The organism is Ulvibacterium sp. (assembly GCF_028285715.1).
In the GTDB taxonomy this organism is placed as follows: domain Bacteria; phylum Bacteroidota; class Bacteroidia; order Flavobacteriales; family Flavobacteriaceae; genus Ulvibacterium.
In genome coordinates this window covers 85,310-101,804 of sequence record NZ_JANQOO010000018.1, presented here as the reverse complement: position 1 = coordinate 101,804, position 16,495 = coordinate 85,310, and the positions used below count along the sequence as shown (strand labels likewise).

Annotated in this window: 15 protein-coding genes; all 15 read right to left on the bottom strand. The window is 41.8% G+C overall.

Annotated features, from left to right (window positions below; genetic code table 11):
• Positions 1-174: 174 nt before the first annotated feature.
• Positions 175-837, bottom strand: a complete 663-nt coding sequence (locus Q0993_RS11375; RefSeq protein WP_299533061.1) for a CPBP family intramembrane glutamic endopeptidase — start codon at positions 835-837, stop codon at positions 175-177.
• Between the two features lie 250 nt (positions 838-1,087).
• Positions 1,088-2,578 carry a beta-lactamase family protein gene (locus Q0993_RS11370; RefSeq protein WP_299533059.1) on the bottom strand — a complete coding sequence of 497 codons (1,491 nt, stop codon included), beginning with the start codon at positions 2,576-2,578 and terminating at the stop codon, positions 1,088-1,090.
• Between the two features lie 147 nt (positions 2,579-2,725).
• Positions 2,726-3,364 (bottom strand): hypothetical protein, encoded by a 639-nt coding sequence (locus Q0993_RS11365; RefSeq protein ID WP_299533056.1) that lies wholly within the window; start codon positions 3,362-3,364, stop codon positions 2,726-2,728.
• Positions 3,365-3,601: 237 nt separating this feature from the next.
• On the bottom strand, positions 3,602-4,651 hold the full coding sequence (locus Q0993_RS11360; RefSeq protein WP_299533053.1) for a glycosylase: 1,050 nt from the start codon (positions 4,649-4,651) through the stop codon (positions 3,602-3,604).
• A gap of 160 nt (positions 4,652-4,811) precedes the next feature.
• Positions 4,812-5,657, bottom strand: coding sequence for an alpha/beta hydrolase (locus Q0993_RS11355; protein WP_299533051.1), 846 nt, complete (start codon positions 5,655-5,657; stop codon positions 4,812-4,814).
• Positions 5,658-5,683: 26 nt separating this feature from the next.
• Complete coding sequence (locus tag Q0993_RS11350; RefSeq protein ID WP_299533049.1) at positions 5,684-6,160, bottom strand: nuclear transport factor 2 family protein; 477 nt, start codon at positions 6,158-6,160, stop codon at positions 5,684-5,686.
• 241 nt (positions 6,161-6,401) lie between these two features.
• Positions 6,402-6,926, bottom strand: coding sequence for an NAD(P)H-dependent oxidoreductase (locus tag Q0993_RS11345; RefSeq protein WP_299533047.1), 525 nt, complete (start codon positions 6,924-6,926; stop codon positions 6,402-6,404).
• 4 nt (positions 6,927-6,930) lie between these two features.
• Complete coding sequence (locus Q0993_RS11340) at positions 6,931-7,335, bottom strand: DUF5367 family protein (RefSeq protein WP_299533045.1); 405 nt, start codon at positions 7,333-7,335, stop codon at positions 6,931-6,933.
• Between the two features lie 108 nt (positions 7,336-7,443).
• Positions 7,444-9,210 (bottom strand): helix-turn-helix domain-containing protein, encoded by a 1,767-nt coding sequence (locus Q0993_RS11335; RefSeq protein WP_299533043.1) that lies wholly within the window; start codon positions 9,208-9,210, stop codon positions 7,444-7,446.
• A gap of 24 nt (positions 9,211-9,234) precedes the next feature.
• Positions 9,235-9,405, bottom strand: a complete 171-nt coding sequence (locus tag Q0993_RS11330) for a hypothetical protein (RefSeq protein WP_299533041.1) — start codon at positions 9,403-9,405, stop codon at positions 9,235-9,237.
• 226 nt (positions 9,406-9,631) lie between these two features.
• Positions 9,632-12,139: a DUF4114 domain-containing protein gene (locus Q0993_RS11325; RefSeq protein WP_299533039.1), complete on the bottom strand. Its 2,508-nt coding sequence runs from the start codon at positions 12,137-12,139 to the stop codon at positions 9,632-9,634.
• A gap of 433 nt (positions 12,140-12,572) precedes the next feature.
• Positions 12,573-13,280, bottom strand: a complete 708-nt coding sequence (locus tag Q0993_RS11320; RefSeq protein ID WP_299533036.1) for a LytTR family DNA-binding domain-containing protein — start codon at positions 13,278-13,280, stop codon at positions 12,573-12,575.
• A 1-nt stretch (position 13,281) separates the two neighbouring features.
• A complete protein-coding gene (locus tag Q0993_RS11315) occupies positions 13,282-13,602 on the bottom strand; it encodes an Hpt domain-containing protein (RefSeq protein ID WP_299533034.1) in 321 nt (106 codons plus the stop codon).
• Position 13,603: 1 nt separating this feature from the next.
• Positions 13,604-15,991, bottom strand: a complete 2,388-nt coding sequence (locus Q0993_RS11310; protein WP_299533032.1) for a PAS domain S-box protein — start codon at positions 15,989-15,991, stop codon at positions 13,604-13,606.
• Complete coding sequence (locus tag Q0993_RS11305) at positions 15,948-16,493, bottom strand: heme NO-binding domain-containing protein (protein ID WP_299533030.1); 546 nt, start codon at positions 16,491-16,493, stop codon at positions 15,948-15,950. The genes Q0993_RS11310 and Q0993_RS11305 overlap by 44 nt, the downstream gene beginning before the upstream one ends.
• Between the last annotated feature and the right edge of the window lie 2 nt (positions 16,494-16,495).

The following is a 16,495-nucleotide window of genomic DNA, read 5'->3' as shown; positions in this document are numbered from 1 at the left end:
TGTCCTATACAAAAGAACCCTCCTACAAAAATGGTACGGTTGTCTTTCGGTTTCAGAGAAACTCCCCTAGTACTTTTCATAGGAGTCTTTGCTGGCAACTGGATTTATATGTTTCCATTAGGTTGCCAAACAATGGCGATACATCAACATGGGTAACTCAATTGATCACTAAGGTTAAGCCAATCCAAAGTAAAAACTGAGTATCCCTAGGGTATTAAAAAAACCATGTATCATAACCATAAACCATAAATCGTATTTACGCAGGTAAAATATGATAAAAAAGAGCGCTCCTATGGTTGTTGCCACAATTTGTCCCGTGATTCCTTGCTGCATATGCATGTATCCAAAGAAGCTACAAAAGATGAGCATGTTAATAAGAAGACTGATTTTACTATCCCCAAAGAATTTGATGAACTGTCGCACAAAATAGCCACGGAAAATAATTTCTTCTCCAAAGGCTGCAGTGGCCCAAATTACCAATAGCCAGGTGATCGTAGTCGGAAGATCACCTTTCAATTGGGCCGTGTTTGTATAGGTAATAGGAACTCCAGTAAGCATCTCGATTCCAGGAACCAAAACAAAGACGTAGAACACAAATAGGCCAAATGCGGTCAATGGGGCAAAAACCAATAGGTTTTTTACATTGAATTTTTCGCGATAAAACCCAATTGCAGCAAAGGGTTTTCCGTTGTATTCAATATAGTTAGCGATAATTATTACTACAGAAATAATAAGGTTTTCAAATATGGTCCTAGTGATAGGCCCAAAGTACATGAAACAAATTATGGCGAGAGTAACCAGTGGAATTGCGATTTGTTTTAAAGTCAGTTTGTTCATCTTTCCAGTTTTTAGATTAGTATGGGTGCAAAATCAAACTAATCCATCGGCTTGGAAAGCGGTTCATGCTGGACTATCGTCAAGGCGGGTTGAATTGTAAAAGGTGAGCTTTAGATATTCCAGCCCTTGTAATTTAAGTTGGGCTGTACCTTACGTTTATCGCCAACGGTCTTATAGCGCAAAATTCGCGGAAGTCGTTGTTCTGCGTTGTTTAGGCATGTTGCGGAACTGAGCATTTAAAAGTAGGATGCTACTTCTTGGTCAATGCATTCAGTTTCTCTCGAGAAAAGTCTTGATCGGGATTCATTTCCAAGGCCTTTTTATACCACTGTATGGCCATTTCCTTGTCATTCAAAGCGCGATAGGCATCGCCAACACTATCCACCCAACCGGAATCATCGGGTTCCAGTTCCAGATTAAATTGAAATACGTCCAGGGCTTTTTCAGGATAGCCCCTATCCAACAACCAATAGCCAAGGTCATCCAAACACCAACCCTCATAGATGTATTTTTCCGGGGAGTTTTCCTTTTCGCTAAAATAGACCTCTTTGCATTTTTCTATTCCGGCATTTAGGATGTAATCCTTTAGTTTAAAGTGAATGGGGCCCTTCCAAGGCTTGGTTTCGTCCAAAAGCACAGTTTCCAAGATGTGAGTGGCTGCATTTGCACTCCAAAAGAGATCTGTATTGGTCATCAATACCACAGCTGATTTCCTTTCCGGGATAAACCCAAAAAATGTGCTGTACCCTTCATCACCACCACTATGTCTAAGCATCCTGAAATCCCCGACACGCCCGGTAAACCAACTGAGGCAGACACTATCTTTTTCCCAAACTGGTATTTGGCCCGATGTCAATACTTTATAGGAATCTTGGACATATATTTTTTTCCCATTGATGGTTCCTTGGTTAAGGTTTACCTTGGCCCATAATAGCATATCTTCCACGTTGGAATGCAATGTTGAACTTGGCGCATGGATTCTGTTGTAGGGATAGGTATTTCCCTTCGTAATTTTTAGTTCCTCTCCCATAACATGCGGTGCCGTAGCCAATTCTTCTGGGACATCGGGTTTGTAAAACGTACTGTGGGTCATACCAATGGGCTCAAATAGGTGTTTTACCATATAGGTTTCAAAGGCCATCCCGGAAACTTTCGCAATAACATCCGCGAGGATATCAAAGGCAGCATTGCTGTAGTTGTATTTTGTTCCCGGGGAAAAATCCAGTTTTTCCGAATTGAAAGTCCTAACGTACCGTTCTGCCGCTCCCTCATCATATTGGGGTTTGTCCCATTCATAGTCCTCCACATCCGGAATGCCCGAGGTATGATTTAGCATTTGACCGATGGTGATTTCCGTATAACGTTGATCGTTCATTTTGAAATAAGGCAGATAATCGGTCAATTTTTTATCCAGCTCAATTTTGTTTTGCTCCACGAGTTGCATAATGGCGGTCGCCACAAACGGTTTGGAAACCGAAGCCATATGAAAAAGTGATTTCGTGGTAAGTGTATCGCCTTTGTCCAATGACTGGACCCCTGACCCATGGGCATATATAATCTCTCCCTCTTTCATGACGCCAACGGCCAAGCCCGGTACATCAAAGGATTGCCTCTGGGTTTGAATGAGCTTGTCAAGTCTAGCTTTTAGCGGACTGACCTTATCGCTTGATTTATTTTCAGGGTTTTTTTCTGTACAGCCGAAAAAAAACAAAGGAATACAAAGGAGAAAAAAGGATTTCATGGTCGGTTGTTTTCAATATTCTATTGAAAGACAACCAAGCCTTGCTTTTGTTACAGTAGTACTAATATATAAAGTTCCCGGCTATGATTTCGTCCCTAGCAAGCGCTCGGTATTGGGATGAATCATAGCCCCTGTTTGCAAATGTTTTTAATTTCGTAACCAAAGCGTATCATTCTTTTTAAATGCGACTAGACCTAAATTTCTTGCAATGTAAATTTGGTCTGGTTGAAGGTCTAGATTTGTTATCTGTAAAATATTTTCAAAAACTCTACCCTCTAGTGATAAAGATTGAAAGGTTTGAAAAGCTAAAGTTTCCGATGCAACGTTTGAAGCCCCAATTCTTGTAATAGAGATAGCGTCATTTATGATTTCTAAATCGAAACCCAAATCATCAATGGCAAATGAATTGAAAACCAATTCACCATTGTTAATATTTCGAATTTCATTGAAGAAGCTGGTATTTCCGTCATTGGATTCGTGAAATGAGAGATATGAACTAAAACATTCCCTATTTGGAAGCCCAATTGGAATTAAAGCCCTTAATCCCGGGTTATCAAACTCAATTGTAAAAGGTTCACTTATTTGGTACTCTGAATTAAGTTCAATGGTTTTTCCCTGTCCTTCAAAGGTATATTCCCGGCCTTCAGGAAGTATAATCCATTCACTCTGCGCAATTTCAAAATCAAACCCACTACATTCCAACGTAATAATTTCCGGTCCATCATCAATACGACAACCTGCCATTACAAGACACATCAAAAGAAAGTATGGACTTGACTTTTTCATATAAATACTTGCCAATAAGCGTATAGAGTCATCACCAATTTCGGGCGGATATGATTATTGAGCACATAACCATAATGGAAACTAGTCCCTTGCCCGTAGGCATAACCCTATTTTGCGTGTTACACAAAGTTACGGGTTTGTCCTCTACAAAAGGACTTCCCGCAAAAAATGGAAGTGGTACTTAGGTTTAAGAGAATCTTCCTTGGTGCTTTTCATAGGACACCAAGCTGTGGCAAGTCATTTGGTCAGTTTTTTTGATGTGGCCAAAGCGATCACCCTACCCCTATTGCCTACGGCATTATAGAAATGATAAACCACACCCTTCCATTGTATCACCCAAGGTTTATGGGCATATTTTTGATCATAATCTTCCGAGGGAGCTATCAGGTCCTCACCCTCCCAATCCGTCCAGTGTATTAAATCGTAGGAACAGGCAAACCGTTCAAAAGCACCGGGTTTCCAGAATGCCCCAAAATAGAACATCACATAGAGATTCCCGATTTTTGCGATCTGTGCATCACCACAAATACCCTTTTTCCTGGTAATAACGGGGTTTTCCCCATAGCGTTTCCATGTAAGCATATCGTCGGATACGGCCATTGCAATACTCTCATAGTCAGCCGTATCGCCCTTGGCGTTATAGTACATCACAAAAGGATACCCGGTATGCTTTTTTCTATCACGAATCACCAAACTTTTATATATCGTTTTATTTTCAAACCAACGCGCATCTTCATCATCCGGAGACAAAAGTGGCGTATTCCCAGTATGCCATTGCTTGGCTTCCGTTAAGCTTGTGGAATTGGCCAACCCGATTTTTAAGGTACCGGATTCATATCCCTCTGTGGCTCCCCCTAAATAGGTCATCCAGTAATTATCCTTATAATGCTCTACCGAATAATCCCCGCCCCATTCCGTTTGTACTAACGATACATAACCCGCTTTTTGATTGGCATCCCAGGTATTTTCCGTAAACGAGAGTATTTTTCCCTTCGATTCCCAGTTCAGCAGATCATCGCTATGTGCCAACCACGTTTCATAGCCTTGACCATCAAAAACAATATAGGTCATGTACCAGGTATCCTTTTCGCGAAATATAGTCGGGGAGTCTATCATCTTTGTGGAATCGGGATGTTTAAAGACCACACCATATTTAAAGGGCGTTTTTACCTCACTGTATATGCGCTCCATTTCTTCCGGAGACACCACCCTTTTCAAGGAGGTATTTGTCCCCTTACACCCGAAAAAAAGTAAGGCCCCTGCTACCAATGCCCATATACCCTTCATTCTAAATGCTTTTATGTGTCTTTTTTGATTTGACATAACTATTGGTATGTGGTCCACAGATTTAGTATTGAACTCGAAACATTGAAAAATTCGTTAAGACCTTTAGATATTCCATAAAAAGATTGATCAGCGAACGAAACGATTTGCTGGACTTTGGGATTTACCGAGCCTTTAAAAAGTCCAGGACACGTTTTCTAAATTCATCTTGAATCTCAGGATATAAATGGGGCAGATGACTCAAATGGGGCACGACCCACAAATGCCCGTTCGGAACGGATTGATAAATGTGCCACGCATGTTCAACAGGAACCAAAGGGTCCTTGTCCGAATTAATAATCAGTGTCCTTGTGGTGATTTTGGCCAAAAGATCTGGTGTCAATTCATGATCTCCATAAAAATCCGCGGCCTGGTTGAATTGTGAAATTAAGGTTGCTGCCTTTTCTGCTCCATGTAACTTGATCAATTCAGGAGTTACCTGATCGTCTGGATGATTCTTAATCCATTGTCTAAAGACCTGGGGCCTAAAGACAATCCCTCCAATGGTAACCATATCGCTAAACAGTTCAGGACGTTTGAGGGCCGCACTGTACAAAATGGCACCACCGACACTACTTCCGATGCTTTTAACATTTTTCAATTTCAAAGAGTCGAGCAAGGTAATCATGTCATCTGCCGCGGGCTCAATAGCGTAAGGTAGGTCTGGGTTTGGTTCAGTGGATTGGCCATGACCTCTAAGGTCTGGAATAACCAACTTAAAGGATTCTGAAAATTCGGCTATAAACGGGGACCAGGAATCGGTTCCTGTAGACTGAAAATGATGCAATAGTAGCAGAGGCTCGCCATCGCCATAGATTTGATAAAAAATGGTAGCACCATTCGTCTTAACATATCCAGAATCCGTGGGTTTTATTTTTTGGGCAAATATGATGTTGGTAAAACATATACTTAGAACTACTATACAATGTTGAAGCTTTTTGGTTGAAATCATGGTTTTTAGTTTCATCATTTACAAGGGTTTGGCTATAATTCATTCTATTCTATTGGATAATGGTCCGCATCCGCATATAGCACTTTCCATTTTCCTTCCCGTCTTTCCCATACAAAAGTATTTGGACCTTTGGATTGCGTAATGGTTCCATCTTTGGCAACGATCGAATCAGTAAAGAAGAATGACGAAATGGCATAGTCATTTCCAAGCGGAATGATTCTTAAACTATCCCATTCCGTGTTAAAACTTTCCAAGGATAACATAAAGTCCCTTGAACTTTCCTTGACCTTTTTATAGGTAATACGATTGCCGTCTGCTAACATCGTAAATTCCGGCCATAACAAATCCAAAACTCCTTCTGAACTCAATGTGGTATCGGCCTTTTGAAAGGCATTGACCTGTCCTTTCACTTCCCTGATCAACTCCGTAGTAGTTCGCTCTTTGACATCCGCTTTTTCACCGCAGCTTAAAAGCAGTATGGGCAAGCAATAAATTAGATGCAAGGAAATTTTGAAATTCATGTTTTGCAAATGGTAAAGAAAATTACATAAAACAATTGAATATCATCATTGATTCTATATCCATCACGGGGATAGGCAATCTATCATCCTGTATACCCCTATTTGCCGTTCTCAATACAGTTAAAGGTTTAAGGACTACCGAAATAAATAGCAGGGTCTTTTTTGGACAAGGTAAGTGTCCGGGACTTGTGCACGAAGGGGTCCCTCCAAACTGCTGTGAAGATTACAGTAGCTATCCGACTCAATTGCTATTTGCGAATGTCTTCAAATAGCGTTCCGTATTTTCTTCCAGTAACTTGGCTTTATAGTTGAACATCGCTCCATAAAACACATGGAGGTGCGTTACCTCACAACCACAATATTCAAAAGTCAAATGCAGGTCATTGAGAAGACCTTTTACCGAAATACCTGTTGGTGCATTATAGGACTCCTCCGGGCCACCGGTTGAAACCGCAAAGCCTATTTTTTTCCCTTTAAGTCGGTCCCCACCGGGACCAAAGGCCCAACCGTACGCAAATACCAGGTCTATATATTTTTTTAAGGCAAAGGGGGTACCATACCAATGAATGGGAAATTGAAAAATGATTTCATCAAATGCCTCCAATACTTCTTGTTCTCGCGCTATATCGAATTTTAGGTTTGGATAGACCTTGTATAAGGCATGCACCACAAATGTATGGGCATTCTTTTCCAACATTGTTTTCCAGGCTTTGTTCACTATGGATGTATCAATATTGGGATGGGTTAGTATTACTAACTTCTTCATAGCTTCATTTTTTGGCCCATGCGGATTTTCTTTTGCTTTTTACGTAAATGATCACGGCAGCTATATAAAGCAATGCGATACCCCAAAAACCGGGATCGGCAAAAAAACTGATGTGGTCGCCCCCCTGGGGAATCACAAAAAATGGTACCGTAATCAGTGCATCCAAGAGCATGGTCGTCAAAAACATACCGATTCCCAATACGATCCCACTTGTTCCCTGGTCTCTTTTCAAATAATAGGTTGCCCCGACAATGGCAGCCGGAATTATGGCAAATGCCAATACCACATTGGCTTGATGTTCCGGGTTAGACATCACAGGAATAAAGAACGAAGTTAAAAATGCCGCCACTCCAATGGCGTAAGCGATACATCCAGACACTAGAACGTTTTTTAATTGTACACCTTTCATGATTTTGTGTTTTAAAATTATACGCAGCAAAACTGCAAAACACATGGGGTATCGGTCGTCCTTTTAATTTGCTAAGAGGTATGAATGCGCATCAGGACTTTTGGGTCATTAAGATTGTTGTTGTTTTAGCCAGTCCTTGGGCGTCCGACCGACCGTTTTTTTGAAAAAATCATTGAACACGGATTTTGAGTTAAATCCACTTTCCAATGCCAGGCCTAGGATGTTTAAGTGCTTATTCTTTGGATCCATAGCCCTAGCTTGAAAATCCTTGAGTCTGTATTCGTTTACAAATTCATAGAAGTTTTTATGGAGTATTTCATTGAGAAGCCAGGACAATTTATTAGGATGTAGACCTACCTTGAACGCCACATCCTTAAGACCCAATTTTGGTTCCAGATATAGCTTAGCCGACTCCATTACGGTCATTAGTTTCTCCCTAAATTCTTCCGTCTCCTGTCTTGTGAGTTGGATACTTTTGGTTGTATTGGGACGTGCGGTTATGATACTGTGTTTAGGGCAGCTGCTTAGCACGATTTCCCGAAATGTTTCATTTCCGTAAAGTGGCTTTAGCCAAGGGTCATATTTTAAATAGAGGACCTGGCCCATTCTATTTTTGACCTTTTTTCGAAGAAGTTCCAGTGCTTCATTGTATTTTTTCTTGTGTACCAATACGTAAAGGTCCCATGCGAGCAGGGGTTTAAACTGGGAGGTGTACGCATTTTGCAGCAAATCATCATCAAAATCCTGATTGTACTGTACCAACCGATATAGGGCCTGAAACAATTCGCCGGAGTCTGAATCGAAGGAGTCCAGTGCCCTCCTAAATGTATCTTCATGACCCAATAAGATGGAACAGGATATGCGCAACTCTTGCGATATTGAAAATGTTGGGTCTATGGCGATACCCTTGTCCAAAATAGCTATGGCTTCCGATAGTTGGTCTTGTAAAAATAAAATTTGCGCCTTGGTGTAGTAATGTGTTGGTGATAAAGGATTGATCTCAATGCTGGCCTCAATATGTTTTTTGGCCAAAAGGAAATTACCGACCAAGGCATTTATTTCACTCATAAACTCATTGTTGGAGGCGTCTTGAGGGAGCATTTCATAAGCCTTTGACAATGCTTTATAGGCTTTGTCAAACTCCCACAATCCCCAAAACAAATGTTTGGCTGTACTGTAGTATCGCGTACTGGACGCGACATTGAGCATATTCCCGGCACCAAAAAAATGATTCACCCGCTTAAAGGCCTCTTCTTTTTTCATGGTTCCCCAAGAACCTAAAAAACTATAGCTTAATCCGGCTCCAAAATACGGTAGGTCAAAGGTCGGGTCTGCGGCTATACTCTTTTCATACTCCTTGGCGGCATTGGCAAAACCTGTCATATCCCATGTATTGTAGAATTGTTTGGCCTTTAGGTAATGCTGATAGGCGGCAACATTCTTGGTGCTAACTTTAAAGAGTTGTTCACCTACATCCAGATGACCGTAGTTCTCCCGGATTTTTTCCGCTATTAAAAGGCTTATTTCATCCTGTAGTTCGAATATCTCGATAATTTGCCTATCAAAGGTTTCAGACCAGATATGAAATCCATCCGAGGTTCTAATGAGTTGTGCCGCAATCCGAATTTTATCCTGGGACCTTCGTATACTACCTTCTAAAATGAGGCTGACATTCAGTTGCTCCCCTATTTTCCGAACATCCTCATTCACATTTTTATACGCAAAAGATGAAGTTCTTGCTATCACTTTTAAACCAGAAACTCCAGTTAGGGAATTGATAATTTCTTCGGTCAATCCGTCCGAAAAACTTTCATTCTCGGGATCGTTGCTCGTATTGGAAAAAGGTAGTACCGCTATGGATTTTGAGTTTATCAAGACTGTAAAGATGGATTATCTGGTTTATTCCAGCATAACTACACGTACACTATCGATTTGGGAAATATACACATTGACTTCAAAGCACTTAGCAAAATACCACAATTTATTGCTACTTCTGCCCTCCTTGACATAAGTAGGCGTTTGCTTCGTATCCAAAAAAAAGTCCTCAAAAGCACATTTTCGTCTTTCCATGGGATAGGTTTTTCGGGCTAGGTGTCCAGTTCGACCTCTCTGCTTTCAGCATCCTGCCCGTTCCGTTCAGGCGGGCTCCTCTTAAAAAGGGGGGAACCTTTTCAATAGCTTTTCAATGAATTGATAATCAACAGAAAAAAACGACCCCGTCCTAAGACGGGGCCGAATCGCACTAAAAAAAACACTCCTGATCCCAAATAAATACGAGGTGCAATTTGTCGCTTGCCTATTCCTTAATCAGTTTTCCGCGGTAGGTTCTTCCATTTTGGATGTCCATGATGGTATATACATACATTCCCGGATGCAACCCTGGCACCTCCAAACGTACCGCACTATTATTGTGTTGGGTAACCAAATTATCTTGGTATACCATCTGTCCGCCAAGATTGGTTAAGCTTACAGCTACCCTATCCGTTTTGGCGGGTAGGGTCACCACGGTATATGCGATAAAGGGGTTGGGATAGTGTTTTAGCTCCACTTCCTCGATTATCGGATCGACCCATACACTTTCCACGGAATCAAAATTCGTTATGATAACCGTTTCATACGTTTCTTCTTCCTCCTGCTCATCTTCTTCAGGGATACCGGAAGTAGTCAAAGCCATGTCCTCAATTTCCAAAGTAAAGGGTGCATAAGTCTGGTAATCCCCCTGTACAGAAAATACAATGGTCTTAACTTGGGTAAAATCCATGGATTTGCCTTCGTGGTTTTTGAAGTCGGCCAAGGCAATACTTTGAGCCGTAATTTCGGTATTTGGTTCCAGAGTAAATCGCAATCGCTCCTCCCACTGATCCGTGGCATCCGTGACCAAGCTTACCTCTATGGGCCTATCGTTTTGGATATGGAACCGTAGAAAGTCATAATCAGTTACATACAGTTGCAAATCCCCGGCCAATAGGTTTCGGAAAATATTTATAGTTTCCTTTACTTCGCCTTTGGCACTTACACTACGCTCTATGGAATGACCGTCCTTGGGTATGGTCTCCGTATGCTCCTTGATTTCAAAGGTGGCAATAGCATCTACATTGGGGTTCATATCGGCACCCCAAGGACCATCCGCCAAATACATGGCATCATGCTGATAGGAATTCTCGGCCAATATGGATATGCCTATATCGAACAGATATCCAGTATCCACAATTACTTCTTCTTCCCAGGCACCGCTTAGGGTAATCATCTTGTTGAGATTGTGTTCGCGCTCCTGTTCGCTTACTTTATAATTTCCATCAATATTCAACCAACTTGCCCCTACTTTATTCACTACATTAAGATGTAGCTTCCCCGCTTTGTAGTAGCCATTTTTGATAAAGACCGTAGGGAGAATATCCGTTCCCTTAAACGTTTTCAATTCTTTTTGTTGGGACAAAGTATTTAGTATGTGGTTCACCAAGGTAGTCACCTGACCCATGCTATTACCCCATACCTGGAAGTTGCGATAGTCCCCTATGGGGTAGGCATCCAAATTCCATAGACTATAGAGGCGCTGCGAGCCGCCTTCATTTTTAACCGAAAAGGTCAAGGCATACTCTACGGATCCATTAGCCCGTTGCAGTTGTGAATACGCAAGTTCATGACCTTGAAGGGTTACCGTACGGACATCCAATAATTGGGAGTCGTTCAAACGATCACAAATGGTCTTTGTATGGTTATATACCTTACCCTTGGTCTCGGTGGCCAAGGCCGCGGAAACACGACTGGATCCCTCATAATAGTCAATGGAAAAGATGTTCTCCGCATTGGTAATGTTCAACAAATCCTCCGGACTTGATACATAGGTGGTTTCCGTACCGAACATCCCTGAGGCAGGGAAATAGGCGTCCAATTCCCCGGATTTCGCCCCTAGGGATTTGTACGTCTTTTTGTCGTATTTGCTTTGTCTTTTCTTGGTATTCTTAAAGCTATTGGTCTTGTTACGGTCAAAATTTCGCTTTGCGATCAAACGGGCCAAATCCCCATTACTTTCCAGACCTCCGTCATTTCCCGAACTTACAGGGGCATGGTCCGTAATCTTGTTGTAATTGGTAGTCTCAATGGCTGTATAGGGATTGGCCGTAATATAGAACAAGGCGTCATTAAAATCCTGATCGCAACTGGCATAATCCCTTCGGATATCCTCAAACCCCAAAATAATACGCTCGTTGTCCGGGTCGTTCAATAACACATTATGATAGCGAAGGTTTTCCTCACGCTCTGGATTGTATTGTGTACCGGAATACAATTGCCACAGACCGGAGGTAACTCTTCCCTTCCAACCGTTGGCCAACAATACCCAACCTATTGAAGTACCTGGAGCGAAACGGCCCAGTTTTACCTTATGGCCCACCTCCAAGCTACCTCCACTGTATTTCGCCGAGACATTGGGGAAAACAATGGTAATCTCCTCAGGACTAGGTGCTTCCGGTGATGGGTTGGACGTGTTATAGGTATAAAATCCGAGTACGTTCTTATACCCGGCACCCTCGCCTACAAATGTTACCCAAACATCGGCGGTTTCCTTGATTACAATATCCGTATCGTAGCCTGATGTAATGTACTGCGGATTATAATCCGGAACGGGAAATCCCTCGGGGAGGGCATCCGCTATTAAATCCAAGGTCTCTTGGGAAACCTCATCCTTTTCGTCAAAATACTTTGGGGTACCATCCGAGGTATATTCCCCCAAAAAATTATAGTCTTGACCGTAACCCGTACCGAGCAAGGTCAACGTTGCCATTAGAAGTAAAAAATTTTTCATCCGAAGTAGGTTTTAGTTTATGGGACAAATATCCGAACGAAAACAAGGGTTTTATGGTGAACTTCGGTGGATGGTCATTTGCTGTAGTTGAACCGTTTGTCTTTGTAGACAAGACATTCGCAAGCGCTCCGCGCAGATTTTCGGGTATAAAAAAAGCGCCAATGAAGGCGCTTTTTTTACAACGAAAGCGATTTATAGTAAGCCTGCCATGGACAAGGCTACTCCTACCACCACAGAGCTTATAACAGTTTTAAGTCCGGTTACCAATGCTTTCAATGCAAATACAAGTATAAAAGTTTTCATAGGTCAAATATTTAGGGTTATACTTCTTTTTCTACCTCAAATATACCCATGAAAACGACCTTGGTATGTCCAAGATAGGCCAGTGGCATTTAACTATGGACGAACCGTAATTTAGGTAAGGGGAACAGATTTACAGAAGGTTCAATCGGCGCATCAACTCGGGCCTATTGGAGCGGCTAATGGGAATGACGTTCTTTTCGATAAGGACGCTATTATCCTCAATATCAATAATTCTGGTAAAGTTGATGATATAGGATCTGTGAATCTGCAAAAAGAGATGATCGGGCAATTTTTCCTTTATCTTTTTCAGTGTAGTATGTACATGGTACTCTTCCTTTTCGGTCTTAATGTCGATATAATCCCCCTTGGCCTCAACCATCAAAATCTCGCCCAACTTTAGTTTGATCAGCCTCCGGTCAATGTTGATATAGAGATCATCCCCGATTTCCGGAGATGGTTCAGAAGCCGACACCTTGGGTTGTTGGGTCAAGGAATTCTTGACCTTGGTGATACACTTTTCAAAACGTTCGCTAGTTATCGGTTTGACCAGATAATCTACAATGGCTTCGTATTCATAAGAAGCAATGGCGAAGTCGGTATCCGAAGTGGTCAAGACTACCTTAGGTGGATTCTTTAAGGTCTGTACAAAATCTATTCCGCTAAATCCGGGCATATGGATATCCAGAAAAACCACATCGATATCCTGTTGATTTAAAAATTTAATGGCGTCAATGGCATTGTCGAACTCTTCAATAACGTCCAATTCCGGAATTTTAGAACAAAGTTGGTTTACAATGGCGCGCGCGGCCGCTTCATCATCAATTATTATACAGTTCATGCTAGATGGTATTTAGAAAGTCCTTAATGGTATATAGTATCCTTTGGAACCTATGATGCGTCTCGGTACGACCTGCCCTAAGCTCTTCCTCATATTCTACCGCTACCTTATAGGCCTCCTCCATACTAAGAATGTTAAACTTGTGTTTGAGTTTATGTACGATCTCAGCCGCTGCCCTAGGCTCATTATTCTGGATATGGCTCATATAGATAGCCATTTCTTCGGGGAATTCATTCTTTAAAATATCAATGAATTTTTGCTCAAAGTCCGAATCATCTCCGGCAAGTTCTTTTATGTAGGTAAGATTGGGTTTCTCCGGCATATCATTTCTTTAGGGTAAAATAAAAGGTGGTGCCACAACCGACTTCACTGTCCAGCCAAATTTTTCCTTCATGAAGGTCTATTATCTTTTTTACAATGGAGAGGCCAATTCCCGTAGAACGTTCCTCGTCCCCAATGGACTGGAAAATCTTGAAAATCTTTTCGTGGTATTCCTCGGGAATGCCCACACCATTATCTTTAATACTAAATTCCCAGTGGGTGTTTCTATCCACGGAGCTTATTTCCACCAGACCTTCCTCCTCTTCAATATTGACCACGGCATTACTGATCAGATTTTGAAAAAGCTGATGGATTTGGGTCTTATCCGCTGTAATCGTTGGCAAGAGATTCATGATGATTATACTCACATTCTCGGGTACAAAAATAATTTCCCGTATTTCCTGTACCACGGTATTAAGATCCACCGCCGTGGTATCCAAGGTATCGCTATTGATACTGGAGTATTTCAAAATACCATCGATCAGATTATCCATACCCTCAATCTTTTCCTGTATTTGCTGAAGATTGAACTTTCCGTTATCATCCAGAATATCATGATAGTCTTCCGTTAACCAACTGGAAAGGGCACTGATACTGCGAAGCGGGGATTTCAGATCGTGGGATACGATATGGGCATACTCCTGCAGTCCCTGGTTACTCTTTTCCAGTTCCCGCAACAGCTTTTCCTTTTGAAGCTCCAATTGCTTTTGATTCGTAATATCCAAGTGAATCCCAATGGAGCCGATAACATTTTTGGCATCGTCATAACGGGGTGCCCCACTTATGAGCCAATGCCGGATTGACCCGTTTTTATGCAATACCTCTATTTCGTAGGAATCCGAAACCCCTTTAAGGCGTTTGTCCGTTCTTTCCTCCACAATTTCCTTATTCCGTACCTTCAACACATCTATGGCCGGCTGTCCTAAAAGTTCCTCTTCCGTAAATCCGCTCATCTGGGAAAAACTCTGATTGGTCAGTTGAATAATTCCGTTATTGTCCACCTCGATCAACCCCAGGTTCATATTGGCGATGATATTGCTGTATTTTTCCTTTTCGGCTTCCAAGTTTTTCTTGAAATTCTTGCGTATGGTAACATCTTGATAGGTCCATAAATGTCCTTTGTACACGCCATTATTGAAGATGGGGATATAATCACGTTCCAAAATTCTTCCGTCCACCATTTCCAATTCATCGGACAATACAAGTTTCCGTTGCTTCAAGATATCCTGGATCCTTGACACAAAACCTTTTGGATCCTTAAAATGTATCTTACTCTGTTCCGCGGCATCGTTACAATCCGCACCTTTCAAGTTTTCAGGGGATACGGATATTTTGAAAAGGGAACAGAACATTTGATTGGTCAAGGCTATTTTTCGATTTTCATCTTCCAATAATACCCCGGTCTGTAGGTTGGCAATTAAGGTAGAAAGCCTATTTTCCGAGGCTCTCAGTTGTTCCTCTGCCTCTACTTCCTTGGAAATATCCTCGATCAAGGCCACTTGGTACTCCATATTCCCGTGGGAATCCTTAACGGCACTTACCGAAGTCTTGGCCAATAAAACCGAACCATCCTTTTTGCGGTATTTTTTAATGATCACAAACTTGTCCAAATTGCCCTGATTCATCTTCTCCATCATTTTCTGGGTGTCATCATCACTATCGGGAACCGAAATATCCCGTATGGACATGCTGTTCAATTCATCGGCATCATAACCCAATAACTCGCTAAAGGTGGTATTGGCCTTAATGATTTTCCCCTTATCCGCAAGTACAATACCCAACGGAGAATTCTCTACAATGATATCGAGTTGTTTTCGCTGTTCCCCGAGCAGTTCATTGATTTCCATTTCCCGGGTAATGTCCCTTATGATACCTTGGGCCGCTATGGGTTTATGCGCCTTGTCATAAATAAGACTGCTATTGATCTGTACCCATTTTTCGGATTGGTCCTTGATCCGTATTTTAGACCGGTAGTTTTTAAGGGTACCCACCTCCAACAAGGACTTAAAGGACTCCGCCGTATACTGAACGTAATCTGGATGTACCAGTTTCGAAAGATCAATGGGTTCCTTTTGCTCGTTGTACCCCAGAAAATCCCGTGCCGATGTATTCATATTGATTACATTGCCCTGTAAATCCATAACCACATAGGGATCAATGATGTTGATAAAAACGCGGTCCATTTCAGAGGCCTTTTCGGAAAGAAGGTTTTCTAGCTTGCTGTTGGCCTGTTTTAAGTGGTGGGTTACATCATAGAGCTCCTTGGATTTCTCTTCCAAAATCCGTTCCGCTTGCTGGCGTGCCTTTTTTTGACGTTCAAGCGCTTTTTTTAGAAGAGCTACCTCCTTACTGTCCATTTTGGACAATGTCGAATTTGACTTCAGTGCCATCTTCCTTTAAGAGTTGATAGGTGATATCCGCTTTGCCGTTAAAGTGTTCAAAAGTTTTTTCGATCAGGCCATGGGCCAACCTATACAGGCCCCTAGAAGAGGAATAGATCATGGAAATTGAATTATCCGTCTTTTCCAAAATTTTGAAGGCGGGCAATTCAGCATCCGGATATAGCTTTTTTACATGTACGTGGATGTGGTCTTCAATGGAATACAAAAGTCCCAAGGGCGACTTGTAGCTCTGTATCACCTCTGGATGGGCCTTGCCAAGACTGCTAAAAAGATAAAGCCCGAAAGCGTAAATAAGATCTCCCGCAGGGATATCCACTTCCTGGCTAAGACCGGTAATTAGGCTTACCATTTCATTAAAATCATAGGTGCCTACCGAAGTATAAATACCTTCCGAAGTCAAATCCGCCTTTTCAATAATGGTATCTACCGTTTCCAGACCGAATTTGGATTCCACCATTTCCAAAAATTCTGTAAAAACAATTCCTTTCATTC

Coding starts and splice junctions, on each gene's coding strand:
- Q0993_RS11355 (WP_299533051.1), bottom strand. CDS start 5,657: ATGATGAAACTAAAAACCATGATTTCAACCAAAAAGCTTCAACATTGT.
- Q0993_RS11365 (WP_299533056.1), bottom strand. CDS start 3,364: ATGAAAAAGTCAAGTCCATACTTTCTTTTGATGTGTCTTGTAATGGCA.
- Q0993_RS11330 (WP_299533041.1), bottom strand. CDS start 9,405: ATGGAAAGACGAAAATGTGCTTTTGAGGACTTTTTTTTGGATACGAAG.
- Q0993_RS11370 (WP_299533059.1), bottom strand. CDS start 2,578: ATGAAATCCTTTTTTCTCCTTTGTATTCCTTTGTTTTTTTTCGGCTGT.
- Q0993_RS11310 (WP_299533032.1), bottom strand. CDS start 15,991: ATGGCACTGAAGTCAAATTCGACATTGTCCAAAATGGACAGTAAGGAG.
- Q0993_RS11350 (WP_299533049.1), bottom strand. CDS start 6,160: ATGAATTTCAAAATTTCCTTGCATCTAATTTATTGCTTGCCCATACTG.
- Q0993_RS11305 (WP_299533030.1), bottom strand. CDS start 16,493: ATGAAAGGAATTGTTTTTACAGAATTTTTGGAAATGGTGGAATCCAAA.
- Q0993_RS11340 (WP_299533045.1), bottom strand. CDS start 7,335: ATGAAAGGTGTACAATTAAAAAACGTTCTAGTGTCTGGATGTATCGCT.
- Q0993_RS11375 (WP_299533061.1), bottom strand. CDS start 837: ATGAACAAACTGACTTTAAAACAAATCGCAATTCCACTGGTTACTCTC.
- Q0993_RS11360 (WP_299533053.1), bottom strand. CDS start 4,651: ATGAAGGGTATATGGGCATTGGTAGCAGGGGCCTTACTTTTTTTCGGG.
- Q0993_RS11315 (WP_299533034.1), bottom strand. CDS start 13,602: ATGCCGGAGAAACCCAATCTTACCTACATAAAAGAACTTGCCGGAGAT.
- Q0993_RS11325 (WP_299533039.1), bottom strand. CDS start 12,139: ATGAAAAATTTTTTACTTCTAATGGCAACGTTGACCTTGCTCGGTACG.
- Q0993_RS11345 (WP_299533047.1), bottom strand. CDS start 6,926: ATGAAGAAGTTAGTAATACTAACCCATCCCAATATTGATACATCCATA.
- Q0993_RS11320 (WP_299533036.1), bottom strand. CDS start 13,280: ATGAACTGTATAATAATTGATGATGAAGCGGCCGCGCGCGCCATTGTA.